This is a genomic window from Streptomyces sp. 4N509B (assembly GCF_052245655.1).
In the GTDB taxonomy this organism is placed as follows: domain Bacteria; phylum Actinomycetota; class Actinomycetes; order Streptomycetales; family Streptomycetaceae; genus Streptomyces.
The window spans coordinates 60,873-73,655 of record NZ_JBQQBZ010000021.1 but is presented as its reverse complement, the minus strand read 5'-3'; the positions used below and the strand labels follow the sequence as shown (position 1 = coordinate 73,655).

The 12,783-nt window shown below is 76.0% G+C and carries 12 protein-coding genes and 1 riboswitch; of the genes, 4 read left to right on the top strand and 8 right to left on the bottom strand.

The annotated features are described in order from the left end of the window. Positions 1-7: 7 nt before the first annotated feature. A complete protein-coding gene (locus ACTWP5_RS19650) occupies positions 8-2,806 on the top strand; it encodes a transglutaminase family protein (RefSeq protein ID WP_443222327.1) in 2,799 nt (932 codons plus the stop codon). Between the two features lie 358 nt (positions 2,807-3,164). Here ACTWP5_RS19650 and ACTWP5_RS19645 read toward each other — a convergent pair whose 3' ends face one another. The 3 genes from ACTWP5_RS19645 to ACTWP5_RS19635 form a co-directional block, all read right to left on the bottom strand. Next, positions 3,165-3,560: a DUF3040 domain-containing protein gene (locus ACTWP5_RS19645; RefSeq protein ID WP_443222326.1), complete on the bottom strand. Its 396-nt coding sequence runs from the start codon at positions 3,558-3,560 to the stop codon at positions 3,165-3,167. Between the two features lie 210 nt (positions 3,561-3,770). Next, the gene (locus tag ACTWP5_RS19640; RefSeq protein ID WP_443222325.1) at positions 3,771-4,592 is read right to left on the bottom strand and encodes a class I SAM-dependent methyltransferase; all 822 of its coding nucleotides are present in this window, start codon (positions 4,590-4,592) and stop codon (positions 3,771-3,773) included. Between the two features lie 87 nt (positions 4,593-4,679). Next, entirely contained in the window at positions 4,680-5,153 is a 474-nt protein-coding gene (locus tag ACTWP5_RS19635) for an SAV_6107 family HEPN domain-containing protein (RefSeq protein WP_443222324.1), read from the bottom strand. Positions 5,154-5,356: 203 nt separating this feature from the next. Here ACTWP5_RS19635 and ACTWP5_RS19630 point away from each other — a divergent pair, with 203 nt between their 5' ends. Continuing rightward, entirely contained in the window at positions 5,357-5,971 is a 615-nt protein-coding gene (locus ACTWP5_RS19630; protein WP_443222323.1) for a TetR/AcrR family transcriptional regulator, read from the top strand. Positions 5,972-6,335: 364 nt separating this feature from the next. Here ACTWP5_RS19630 and ACTWP5_RS19625 read toward each other — a convergent pair whose 3' ends face one another. From ACTWP5_RS19625 to ACTWP5_RS19605, 5 genes are all read right to left on the bottom strand, one after another. Next, entirely contained in the window at positions 6,336-7,457 is a 1,122-nt protein-coding gene (locus ACTWP5_RS19625) for a hypothetical protein (protein WP_443222322.1), read from the bottom strand. Between the two features lie 24 nt (positions 7,458-7,481). Further along, a complete protein-coding gene (metF, locus tag ACTWP5_RS19620; protein ID WP_443222371.1) occupies positions 7,482-8,408 on the bottom strand; it encodes a methylenetetrahydrofolate reductase [NAD(P)H] in 927 nt (308 codons plus the stop codon). 64 nt (positions 8,409-8,472) lie between these two features. Next, on the bottom strand, positions 8,473-9,237 hold the full coding sequence (locus tag ACTWP5_RS19615) for a thiamine phosphate synthase (protein ID WP_443222321.1): 765 nt from the start codon (positions 9,235-9,237) through the stop codon (positions 8,473-8,475). Beyond that, positions 9,234-9,602: an Rv2175c family DNA-binding protein gene (locus ACTWP5_RS19610; protein WP_443222370.1), complete on the bottom strand. Its 369-nt coding sequence runs from the start codon at positions 9,600-9,602 to the stop codon at positions 9,234-9,236. Before ACTWP5_RS19610 ends, ACTWP5_RS19615 begins: the two co-directional genes overlap by 4 nt. A 42-nt stretch (positions 9,603-9,644) precedes the next feature. Continuing rightward, positions 9,645-10,907, bottom strand: a complete 1,263-nt coding sequence (locus tag ACTWP5_RS19605; RefSeq protein WP_443222320.1) for an NAD(P)/FAD-dependent oxidoreductase — start codon at positions 10,905-10,907, stop codon at positions 9,645-9,647. 144 nt (positions 10,908-11,051) lie between these two features. Beyond that, positions 11,052-11,164: riboswitch (TPP riboswitch) on the top strand. Here ACTWP5_RS19605 and ACTWP5_RS19600 point away from each other — a divergent pair. Further along, complete coding sequence (locus tag ACTWP5_RS19600) at positions 11,155-12,540, top strand: FAD-dependent oxidoreductase (protein WP_443222319.1); 1,386 nt, start codon at positions 11,155-11,157, stop codon at positions 12,538-12,540. It overlaps the preceding riboswitch by 10 nt. Next, positions 12,537-12,737, top strand: coding sequence for a sulfur carrier protein ThiS (gene thiS / locus ACTWP5_RS19595; protein WP_443222318.1), 201 nt, complete (start codon positions 12,537-12,539; stop codon positions 12,735-12,737). Before ACTWP5_RS19600 ends, thiS begins: the two co-directional genes overlap by 4 nt. Positions 12,738-12,783 lie beyond the last annotated feature (46 nt).

Sequence of the window (12,783 nt, the reverse complement as noted above, 5' to 3'; positions counted from 1 at the left end):
CGCAGGGATGAGCTACACGGGCTATGCCGCGGGCGAGGCGGCGGGCCGGCAGACGTACCAGGGGCCGCCGCCCGGCCAGGCGGCCGGGCCCGCGGGCTTGGGTGCCGCCGGCCCGGCGGGGTTCGGGCAGGCAGGCTCCGGCCAGGCGGGGCCAGGCCCGGCGGGGCCGGGTCACGCGGGGCACGCGACGGGCCAGGCCGGCGGCCTCGGCTCCACGATGGACAGCCGGATCCGCGTCGCGCTGGCCGCGTGGCTGGCGACGCTGGCCGCCGCCGCGGCGCTGCGACCGCTGGTGCAGGACGCCGAGTGGCTCCTCCAGGTCGCGCTGCTGCTGGGCGGTCAGACCGCGACGGGCGCCCTGGTCCGCTGGCGCGGGGTGCCGGCGCCGGTGACGGTCGTCGCCCAGGCGCTGGTCTCGCTGGTGCTGCTCACCGTCGTGACCGTGCCGGAGTACGCGGTGGGCGGGCTGTTCCCCGGGCCGGCGGCGTTCGACCGCTTCGGCGAGCTGCTGTCGTCGGGCGCGAACGACATCAACGAGTACGTGGTGCCCGCCCCGGTGACCGACGGCATACGGCTGATGCTGCTGGGCGGGGTCCTGCTCGTCGGCCTCGTCGTCGACACGCTGGCCGTCACGCTGCGCAGCGCCGCCTCGGCGGGGCTGCCGCTGCTGGCGCTGTACTCCGTGGCGGCGGGCGTCGGCCAGGACGAGACGACGTGGCCGTACTTCGTCTGCGCCGCCGCCGGGTACCTCGTCCTGCTGCTGGACGAGGGCCGGGACCGGCTCACCCGCTGGGGCAGGTTCTTCGCCGGGCCCGCGCCCACCGCGCCCTCGGCGGCCGGGTACGCCGCGGCCGCCGGGTATCCGGGCCACGGCGGGTACGGCGGGTACCAGGGCGCCGGCGCGCCCCCGCCGCCGACCGCTCCCCCGGCCCCGGCGGCGGCCTCGGGCCCGCGGATACGGACGGGGCGGCGCGTCGGCGTCGTCACCCTGGCCGTGGCCGCCGTCACGCCGCTGCTGCTGCCCTCGCTCGGGGACGGGCTGCTCGGCCTGAACGCGGACGGCACGGGCCAGGGCGGCATCGGCGGCGGCGTGGCGGTGAACCCCGTCGTCGGCCTCCAGAACCAGCTCAACCAGCCGGCCAACCGCCCGGTGCTGCGCTACCGCACCACCTCCTCGATCCCCGACGACCTGTACCTGCGGCTGGTGGCGCTCGACCGCTTCGACGGCGAGGAGTGGACGTCCTCGCGCTGGCACGACGACGCCCCGCCGACGCCGCCGTGGCCGGTGCCGGGCCTGGCCCCCGAGGTGAACACCTCCACGGCGGTCACCACGATCAGCACCTCGGAGGACTACGTCCAGTCGTCGCTGCCCGTGCCGTATCCGGCGGTGTGGGTGGACTCCGGGGGTGACTGGGACTTCGACCGGGGGTCACAGACCCTCGTGTCCAACACCTCCCTGACCTCCGCGGGCCTGCGGTACGAGGTGGAGCACCTCCAGGTGGGTCCCACCGAGGAGCAGTTGACGAACGCCCCGCAGACCTCGGACGAGGACTTCCTGGAGCACTACACCGAGGTGCCGGGCGACCTCCCCGACGAGGTCGCCACCACGGCCGCGGAGATCGTCGCCGAGGCCGGCGCCACCAACGACTTCGAACGGGCGCGGGCCCTCGAACAGTGGTTCACCCAGGACGGCGGGTTCCGCTACGACACCACCGTGGACTCCGGCTCGGGCGTGGACGCGATCGTCCGCTTCCTCCAACAGCGCGAGGGCTTCTGCGTCCACTTCGCGTTCAGCATGGCCGCCATGGCCCGCACCCTCGACATCCCCGCGCAGGTGGCGGTGGGCTTCACGCCCGGCGAGCAGCAGGAGGACGGCTCCTTCCAGGTGGGCATCCACAACGCGCACGCGTGGCCGGAGCTGTACTTCGAGGGCGTGGGCTGGGTCCGCTTCGAGCCCACCCCCGGCCAGGGCAACCCCCCGCCGTGGTCCTCCCCCGACTGGACCGCGCCCGAGCCGGACGAGCCCGAGGAGGACCCGGAGGCGACCGGCCCGGAGCAGAGCGCGTCACCCGAGGAGCCGTCCTCCTCCCCCACCACCGGCCCGTCGGACGGCGCGAGCGAGACCGCGGGGTGCGACCCGGTGCGCGAGCCGGAGGCCTGTCGGGGACCGGGCGGGACGGCTCGGGACGAGGACGACGGGCTGTCGCTCCCGCTGGTGCCGATGGCCTACGGCGGCGGCGGGCTGCTGCTGGCCGGGCTGCTGGCGAGCCCGATGCTGTGGCGACGGCGGCTGCGCGCCCGCAGGCTCGTCGCCGCCTCACGCGCCGCGACGGCCGGCGGGCCCACCCCCGCGTGGGGGCAGCGGTCGCCGGGCGGCGGCAGCGTGGCGCTGCCGGTCTGGGAGGAACTGAACGACGTGGCCTGGGACTTCGGGATCACGCCGCTGGTGACGGAGACCCCGCGGCAGACGGCCTGGCGCGTCGTCAGGGTCGCGGGGATCGCCGACGAGCCGGCGGCCGCCGTCCACCGGGTCGCCGACGCGGTGGAGCGGGAGCTGTACGCGCCGCCGGGGGCGGGCCCGGGCGGGGGCGAGCCGGGCGCCGAGGCGCTGACGGCCGACCTGCGTGTGGCGGTGGAGGCGCTGCGCGCCACGGCGGGGCGGGGTGCGCGGCTGCGGGCGGCGCTGCTGCCGCGCTCCACCGTGCGTGTGCTCAACGCGGCCACGGAGCGGCGGGTCCGCGCCGCCCAGCGCCTGAGCGCGGCACTCCAGCGCGTGCTGCGGCGGGTCCGCCGCCGGAGCGCGTAGCGGTCTGCCCGGTCCGCCGGGCGCGTCGCCGAGGGGCGGCCCGTCGCGTGTCAGGCGCCCGGGAGGGCCGTCAGGCCGCGTCGGGCGCGGCTCTCCGGCCGGGCGCGTGGCGCGCCCCGGGGCCGTCCTGGGGCCGCGCCCGCGGTGGAGAGCCGGGGCCGGGGCCAGGGGCAGGGCCGGGGCTGGGCGCCGCGGACAGCGGGCTCAGGGCCGACGGGGCTTCGGGCCCCGGCGGCACACGGGCCCCGTGGGCCCCACGGACGAACGGAACGACCCGACCCGCGGACGCCGGGGCGTCACGGGTCGGGTCACGTCGTCAGGTCGTCCGGCCGGCCTTCCGACCGGGCCGAACATGTCGTCAGCCGCGCTCGTCGCGGCGGCGTTGCCAGCGCTCCTCGATGCGGTTCATCATGGAGCGCCGCTGCCGCTGGGGACGGCGGGAGCGGCCCTGCGTGCCGCCACCCGAGGGGGCCTCGCCGGCGGGCGGGGACTTGCGCCAGGCGGTCACCCCGATCGCCGCGCAGGAGAGCATGATCAGGAAGCCCACGACGCTCAGCCACTCCTGGCCGACCGGCAGGCCCACCATCAACAGGACGATGCCCAGCACGAAGCCCGCGACCGCCTGGTAGACCCTCTTGCGGGTGTACGTGCGCAGCTCGCTACCCTCAAGCGCTGTCGCGAATTTGGGATCTTCGGCGTACAGCGCTCGCTCCATCTGCTCGAGCATGCGCTGCTCGTGGTCCGAGAGCGGCACGGAGTCCTCCTACTCGTCGGTCGCGGTGGCGACCGGATCCGACTCTTTCAAGGATAGGCAGGGAAACCTCCCTGTGAAACCCACCCCTGTACGCCAGTTTCACCCCTCCACCTCGGGCCGAGGAAGCCGTCGGGGATGGATGTGTCCTTCCCGTGGAGACCGCCGCTCATGCCGACGACGAAGCCCACGGCTGCTGACGATGATACGAGCCTAGGGTCGGTTCGGCGGCTGCTCGGCCACCACGTGGAGCTCGGCGGCCACCGCCTGGAACGCCGGCATCCCGGCCGCCTCGGCCTCCAGGCGGGTGAGGGCCCGCAGCGCGTCCGGCTCGGTGTCCACCAGGGCGCCGGGCACCAGGTCGGCGAAGATCCGGATCCCGTGCACCCGACCGGGTTCGAGCCCCGCGCCGACGACGAGCTCCAGGAGCCGTTCGCGCGTGAAACGGCGCGGCACCGGATCGGACCCGCCCGAGCGGCCGGCCGGGTCGCCCAGCACCTGCCGCGCCTCCGTGAAACGCCCCGCCAGCGCCCGCGAGAGCACCGCTCCGCCCACGCCCGCCGCCAGCAGACTCAGCGTGCCCCCGTCCTCACGCAGCGCGCCCGCGACGGTGCGCAGCGCGAGCTGCGGCTCCTCCACGTGCTCCAGTACGCCGTGGCAGAGGACCACGTCGTACCCGCCGCGCCCCGCGACGTCCAGCAGGTCCCTGGTGTCGCCCTGGAGGCCGCGCACGCGGTCGGCCATGCCCTCCTCGGCGGCCCGGCGCTCCAGCGCGAAGAGGGCGTCCGGGCTGGGGTCGACGACGGTGACCTGGTGCCCGAGCCGGGCCACGGGGACGGCGAAGGTGCCGCTGCCGCCTCCCGTGTCCAGCACCGAGAGCGCCTCCCGCCCGGCCGCCCGGGAACGGGCGAGCAGGGCCTCGCGCAGCACCTGCCAGACGACGCCCGAGCGCAGCTCCGCGTGGGGTCCTGGCGGCGAGCCGGGCAGTGAGCCGGGCGAGGCTCCCGCGGGGCGGGCGCTGGAGGGTGGCGGCATGGCGGACGGCTCCTGGGTGACGCGGAGGGCGGCGACGGTCGTGCCCCGTCGAGCGGCGGCGAGCCGACGGCTCGACGGAGCACCAGCCTACTTCGCGGCCCGGCCGCCCAGCGGGCCGTCCGTCGGGCGCAACACGGGCTGCGGCACGAGCATCCCCTCGACCAGGCGGAGGAAGACGCCCGCGGCGCGGGTGAGGTCGTCGGCGTCCCGCCGCCCGGCGGCGTCCCTGATGCCGGCCTCGATCCGCGCGCGACGCTCGGCGCTGGCGGCGAACAGCACGCTCCACTCGGCCAGCTCCGGGGCTATCTCCGGCAGCACCTCCCACACGCTGCGGATGCGGCGCCGGGCCCGCGCGCTGGTCTCGGGACGGCCCCGCACGGCGAGCACGGCGGCCGCCGCCCGCAGCGCGGCGAGGTGTGCGGCGACGTACGCGTCGCCGGCGTCGGTCAGGGTGGCCGCCTCGGCCAGGCCTCGCTCGGCCTGGTCGAGCATGTCCAGGGCGGCGGGCGGCACGGGCGCCCGGCGCGGCACGGGGTGCACGTCGGTCGGGAGTCCGGTCATGACGAGCCTCCAGTCGTCATCCGTCGGTGATGCTCTTCGCACCTGGGCACATGGTGAACCATGGCACTGACAATCCGGCTCGTACGCTGCAAACACCGCAACACCCGTCTCGCACCGCCCCGCCCACCCCAGGCGTGACCGGATTCCGACGCAGAGTCAGCGTCCGGGCGGGTGGCACCACCGCGCTGCGGCAGAATCACCCCATGACAGGCACGGGCACACGGCGTGGTGCCACCCGGCGCAGGCTGTACGAGGCCGCGATCGCGCTCATCGCCGAGCAGGGCTTCTCCGCCACCACCGTGGAGCAGATCGCCGAGCGCGCGGGCGTCGCCAAGGGCACCGTCTACTACAACTTCGCGTCGAAGGCGGAGCTCTTCGAGGAGTTACTCCGGCAGGGTGTCGTCCCACTGACGGTGACCCTGCGACGGGTGGCGGAGGTGGTTCTCGCCCGGGGCGGCGGCGCGGTCGAGGCGCTGGACGCGATGGCCGGGGCGGGCCTGGGCTTCGTCAGCCGGCACCCCGCCCTGACGCGGCTCGTCGTCGCCGAGCTGTGGCGTCCGCACCGGGTCTGGCACGCCACGTTGGTCGCGGCGCGGCAGCAGACGGCTGCCGTGGTGGCGGACGTGCTGCACGAGGGCGTGAAGACGGGGGAGCTCAACGACGAGTTGGAGGTGGAGGTGACCGCCGGGGCGCTGGTGGGGATGGTCGTGGTCACCGCGCTCGACTGGCAGGCGTTCCACCCCGAGCGGCCCAGGGCCGAGGTCAAGGCGGCGCTGTCACCGCTGGTACGGGGGCTGCTGGCCGCCACTCCCGCGTGACGCGGACGGTGGCGTGTGCGGGCGAGGGCCGTGCCGTCGCCGGAGGGACGTCGCCGCGAGGACGTCCCAGGGCCGGGCGGAGGGCCGGGCGGAGGGGCGGGTGGCCGTGCCTGGCCGGCGGTGGCCGCCCGCCCCTCCCCTCCCCCGGTCCCCCCTCGTGTCCCCCCGTCGTCGGCGTGTCCGCGCCGCGTCCGCTCCGCCGCCCCGTGCCGGCGGTGCCGCGACGCGCCCCGTGCCGATGACCTCAGCCTCCCCTGTCGGGCGGGCGCGCTCCCATCCGTTCGGATACTCATCGCGTACTCAGTGCCGGTGCACGGACCCGGGTACCTCGGCCCTCCCCGCGTCGGGCGCGGGGGTGGCGGTGTCAGTAGCGCTGCCCCTGGTCGAAGGAGTAACCCTGGCCGGAGCCGTCGTAGCCGTAACCGTCGGGCTGCGGGGGCGGGTAGGGCGCGGGCTCGGGTGGCGGGAAGCCGTACCCACCGGCCTCGTATCCACCGGCCTCGTACCCGCCGGGCTCGGGGGCGGCCGGGTCGGGGTCGCGCTGCTGCGGCACCCAGACGCCTCCGGGCGGCGTCTCCACGTAGCCGTAGGGGCCGGTCGCGGTGTGCCACTGGCCGCTGGCCGTGTACTCGCCGGTGTCCAGGGGGTCCCCGGCGCTCCCGGGGTGGGCGGCGTCGGGCTGGTACTCGCCCTGGTAGTCCGACGGATACGGGGCCTGGTACTCGGAGGAGGGCGCCGGCTGTGTGCCGTAGTCGCCGTAGGCGTGGGCGGCGCCGGCGGGCTCCGCGCCCGCCCCGGTGTCGCCGAGGTACGGGTCGGAGTAGGCGGCGTAGGCCGCGCCGTAGCTCTCGGCGCCGGTCTCGGCGGGCGCGGGGCCAAAGGCGGTGTCCGCGTATCCCTGCGCGTACCCGGTGGCATAGTCCGTGGCGTAGTCCGTGGCGTAGTCCGCCGGCTGCTGGTAGCCGGCCGCGCCGGCGCCGGCGTATATCTCCTCGCCGTACCCGCCGCCCGGCTCCTCGGCCCGGCCGCCCTCGTACGGCGCGTCGTACCGCTCCTGGTACGCGCCCTCAGCGGTCGGCGGCTCGGCCGGCACGGAGGCGTGCGCCCGGTGCTCGTAGGGCTCCTCGTCGGCGTACGGCGGGCCGTCAGCCGGGGGCTCCTCGGCGACCGGCTCCAGCGGGCGCATCTCCGAGGGCTCCTCCACGGGGCGGCGGCGCCGGCTGGTGCCCGGTTTGCCGCCCAGGGCCCAGCCCGTGGAGAAGCCGCGGCGGAAGGAGAGGGTGACGAAGGTCTGGCCGACGGCGAACGCGAGCGTGCCCGCCGCGATCACGGGCACCGAGGGGAGCATGACGCCGAGCACGACGCCGAGGAAGCCGCAGAACGCAACGAGGCGCCACCGCAGCCGCGCCTTGTACTGCAACAGCACCTCGCCGAGGAGCCACAGGGCGACGACTCCGAACGCGACGTAGAGAACCGTCCAGCCCATGTACGCCCCTCTCTGCGGCGATTCTCACGTCCGCTGGTGAAGACCCAGGCTCCTGTACACATCCAGCGTGGCCGTGGAGTGGCTTGACGTGTTCAGCGTGATGAAGTGCAGCCCGGGGATGTCCTCGTCCATCAGCCTCGCACACAACTCCGTGGCGAATTCGATACCGATCGAGCGTACAGCCATCGGGTCGTCCTTGACCGCGAGGATGCGTCGTTCCAGCTCGGACGGGAATGTCGTGTTGCTGAGCTGGCGGAAGCGCTCGATCTGACGCACGCTCGTGATCGGCATGATCTCGGGGATGATCGGCGTGTCACAGCCGGCCGCGGCCACCCGGTCGCGAAGTCGCAGATAGTCCTCGGGGCGGAAGAACATCTGCGTGATGGCGAAGTCGGCACCCGCACGACATTTGTTGACGAAATGCCGGATATCCGTCTCCCAGTCGGTGGACCGGGGGTGCATCTCGGGAAAAGCGGCGACGCCCACGCAGAAATCGCCTGATTCCTTGATCAGGTGGACCAGCTCCACGGCGTAGTTCACGCCCTCCGGATGCCTGGTCCACTCCCCCATGGGGTCGCCCGGGGGGTCGCCGCGCAGGGCCAGCATGTTGCGGATACCGGCGCCGGCGTACTGGCCGATGATGTTGCGCAGCTCGGCGACCGAGTGGTTGACGGCCGTCAGGTGGGCGACGGGCGTCAGCGTGGTCTCGGCGGCGATCCGCTCGGTGGCGCGCACCGTGCGCCCCCGGGAGGAGCCGCCCGCACCGTACGTCACCGAGACGAACGTCGGCCCGACCGCCTCGACACGGCGGACGGCGTTCCACAGGGTGCGCTCGCCCTGCTCCGTCCGGGGCGGGGTGAACTCGAAGGAGTACGAGCGCTCGCCGGCGGCGAGCAGCTCGCGCACCGTCCGCGCACGCTGCGCCATGGTGCTGGGGATGCCAAGGGCCATGCCCAGCAGGCTACCCACGGCCGTGCCGATCCACCGGAGCGTGTCCGCTGTGCGGACGGCTGTGCTATTCCGCCCGCGGGGACGGCAGCGGCACCTCCCGCAGCCGCCCCGCCAGCCGGGACGCCGCCGCGCCCGGGTCGTCGGCCTCGGTGATGGCGCGGACCACGACCACGCGCCGCGCCCCGGCGGCCAGCACCTCCTCCAGGCGCCGTTCGTCGACGCCGCCGATGGCGAACCAGGGGCGGTCGCCGCCGGCGGCGCGGGCGGCCGCGTGGCGCACCAGCGGCAGCCCCGGGGCGGCGCGGCCCGGCTTGGTGGGCGTCGGCCAGCACGGGCCGACGCAGAAGTAGTCCACGCCGGGGTCGGCGAGGGCGTCCTCCACCTGGGCCTCGCTGTGGGTGGAGCGGCCGATCAGCACGCGCTCGCCGAGGATGGCCCGCGCAGCCGTCACCGGCAGGTCGCCCTGCCCCAGGTGGAGCACCCCGGGCCCCGGCGCGCCGGGGCCGGTGGCGACGGCGGCCGGGCCCACGGCGTGGGCGGCGGCACGGGTGGCGGCCTGGGCCGCGGCGTGAGCGACGTCCGCGCGGTCGTTGACCGCCAGCAGCGCCCCGTGCCGGCGGCAGGCGGCGGCGAAGACCGCGAGGTGCTCCAGCTCCTCCGCGGCCTCCATACCCTTCTCCCGCAGCTGCACGACGTCCACGCCGCCGGCGAGCACCGCGTCGAGGAACTCCGGCAGGTCCCCCTGGCGCTTCCTGGCGTCGGTGCACAGGTACAGCCGTGCCCGCGAAAGGGCCCGTGCGAGCTCCGCGCGCCCCCCGGGGCCGGTCACACGGCCAGCGCCTGCGCCCGGCGCTTCACCTCCGTCCCGCGGTTCTCCCGCAGCGCCTGCGCCGGGGTGCCCGGCAGCGTGTCGTCGGGGGTGAAGAGCCACTCCAGCATCTCCTCGTCGGTGAAGCCGTCGTCCTTCAGCAGGGTGAGGGTGCCGACCAGGCCCTTGACGACCCGGCCCTCGCCGACGAACGCGGCGGGCACCTGAAGGACGCGGTTCTCCCCACGGCGAACGGCGATGAGCTGGCCCTCCTTCACCAGCTGGCGCACCCGCGTCACCGGGACGTCGAGCTGCTCGGCGATGTCGGGCAGGGTGAGCCAGGCGGGGACGAGTGCGTCAACCTTCGGGTCAATCGACGAATAGATCTCGGTCACATCCCCAAGACTGCCATCCGGGACCGACAGCCGTCACCGGACCGCCGCCTTGAGAGGGACGGCGGGGTCGGAGACCCGCGCCGGATCCACGGCGGCACCGCGTTCGACCAGCCGACGCCCCTGGGCGAGGTCCCGCGGCCGGTCCACCGCCAGAACGGCGACCAGCACCTCCTCGGGCCCCCGCACCCAGCACACGCTCCACCCCTGCCGGCCGGCGCCCGCCCCGGCCGCCTCGCCGGGGGCGTCCTCGGGGTCGCCCCGCCAGACCAGGGTGTCGCCCGGAGCGTGGTGGCCCGCGTACTGGACGTGGCGGCCGAACTGCTCCGACCAGAAGTACGGTACCGGGTCGTACGTCGCCTCCTGGCCGAGAATCGCCGCCGCCACCACGCGGGGGCCGGCCAGCGCGTTGTCCCAGTGGTGGACCAGCAGCCGCCGACCGTACCGCCGGGAGGGGAACGAGGCGCAGTCGCCGACCGCGTACACCCCCGGCGCGCCGGCGCGCAGCGTCGCGTCGGCGCGGACGGAGCCGTCGGGGGCCAGCTCGATCCCCGAGCCCTCCAGCCACGCGGTGGCCGGGCGGGAGCCGACGCCGAGGAGGACCGCGTCGGCCGTGAGCACGGTGCCGTCGGCGAGCTCGACGCCGCCGTCGCGCACCGCCGCCACCCGCTGCCCGGTGCGCAGTTCCACGCCCGCCGCCGCGTACCAGCGCCGCATGGGCTCGGTGACGGCGCCGGGCAGCGAGCCCGGCAGCACCTGCTCGGCGGCCTCGACGACGGTGACCCGGCAGCCGGCGGCGCGGGCCGCGGTGGCGACCTCGGCCCCGATCCAGCCGGCGCCGACCGCGACCAGGCTGCCGCCCGCGTCGAGCACCGGCTTCAGGCGCCGCGCGTCGTCGAGGGTCCGCAGCACGTGGACGCCGGGGGTGGCGCCGGGAACGGCGCCGGGCAGCGTCACGGCCTCGGCGCCCGTGGCCAGGACCAGGTGGTCGTAGCGCACCGGCCCGGCCTCGGTCTGAAGCAGCCGGTCGGCGGTGCGCACGCCCGTCGCGGCGCGGCCGAGCAGCAGCTCGATGTCGAGCCCGACGAAGTCCACGTCGAGGTCGACGCCCTTGCCCGCGGGGTCGGCCTCGCCGAGCAGCACGTCCTTGGAGAGCGGCGGCCGGTCGTAGGGGCGGTGGGGCTCGGCGCCGACGAGGGTGACGCGTCCGCGCCACCCCGCCTCGCGCAGGGCCACGGCGGTCTGTACCCCCGCGAGCCCCGCCCCGACCACGACGGTCCGCTCGGTCACGTCAGTCACGGCGTCAGTCTCGGCCTCAGTCACGACGTCCAGCGTAGGAGGGCCGTACGTGAGGCGTACTAGGCTGTGGCTAGGCCCCGGCGGGACGGCGCGACGTCGCCCCGTGCGGAGCCCGTCCCCGAGGGGACCGGGAAGTCACTGAAAGAAGGCACTCACGGGAGCCCGGCGCACCGGGCTGAGAGGGAGGCTGTCCGGCCTCCGACCGTACGCACCTGATCCGGGTCATGCCGGCGAAGGGAGGAGTCGCGTGCGGCATCGCGAGCATCGCGCACGTCATCGCCCAGCCCCCGACGTCGTCGTCGTCGGCGGCGGCGTGATCGGGCTGGTGACCGCCTGGCGGGCGGCGCAGCGCGGCATGCGCACCGCGGTGGTGGATCCGAGCCCGGGTGGCGGGGCGGCGCGGGTGGCCGCCGGGATGCTGGCGCCCGTCACCGAACTCCACCACGGCGAGGAGGCCCTGCTGCGGCTCAGCCTCGCCTCGGCCGACCGCTACCCGGACTTCGCCGCCGAGCTCGCCGACGTCACGGGCGTCGGCATCGGGTACCGGGCCTGCGGCACGCTGGTGGCGGCGCTCGACGCGGACGACCGGGCCCAGCTGCGGGAGCTGCGGGCGTTGCAGCTGCGGTGCGGCCTGTCGGCCGAGTGGCTCACCGGCCGGGAGTGCCGGCGGCTCGAACCGATGCTGGCGCCCGGTGTGCGCGGCGGGCTGCGCGTCGACGGCGACCACCAGGCCGATCCGCGGCGCCTGTTGGCCGCGCTGCTCCTCGCCTGCGAGCGGGCCGGCGTCGCCTTCCACCGGTCGTGGGCCGCCGAGCTCGTGGTGGCGGAGACCGGCGGCGGCTTCGCGGCGGCGGACCACACGGCCGCCGGGCCCGCGAGCGCCGAAGCAGGGGGCGACGGGCCGTGGGGCGGGCTGCGCGCGTGCGGCGTCGTCCTGGCCGACGGCGAGTTGTTGCCCGCCGGCCAGGTGGTGCTCGCCGCCGGCTGCCGCGCCGCGGAGCTCGACGGCCTGCCGGCCGGCCTGCTGCCGCCGGTGCGCCCGGTCAAGGGACAGGTGCTGCGGCTGCGGATGAGCGCGGGCGGGCCGCCGTTGCTCTCCCGGACGCTGCGGGCGGTGGTGCGCGGCAGCCAGGTGTACCTGGTGCCGCGGCTCGACGGCGAACTCGTCCTCGGCGCCACCTCGGAGGAGCAGGGCTTCGACACCACCGTCACCGCGGGCGGCGTCTACCAGCTGCTGCGCGACGCCCACGAGCTGGTGCCCGGGATCACCGAGCTGCCGCTCGTGGAGTGCGAGGCCGGGCTCCGTCCCGGCAGCCCCGACAACGGGCCGCTCCTCGGCCCCAGCGGCCTGCCGGGGCTCCACCTCGCGACCGGCCACCACCGCAACGGCGTGCTGCTCGCGCCGGTCACCGGGGACGCGCTGGCCGAGGCGCTGGCCTCGGGCCAGCTTCCCGAGCCGGCGCGCCCGTTCGGCGCCGACCGCTTCGCCCGGGTCCCGGCGTCCGGCACGCCCGGTGCCCCCGGCGCCACCGGTGTGCCGGACAGCGCCACGAACGGGGCCACGAACCGGGCCACGGGCGGCGGGACGGGCAGGGAGCGGGACCTGGCGGGAGACGCGGAGGTGTCGGCGTGACGGTCTGGGTGAACGGGAAGCGGCACCGGCTGGCGCCGGGCACCACACTCGCGGCACTGGTGGCGGAGCTGACCGCCGCGCCCGGCGGGGTGGCCGCCGCCGTCAACGAGACCGTCGTGCCGCGCGGGAGATGGCCCGCCACCGCGCTCGCCGAGGGCGACCGCGTCGAGGTGCTGACCGCCGTTCAGGGAGGGTGATGTGGAGACGCTGGCGACGGCCGCCGACACGGGCGCGGCCGAGAGG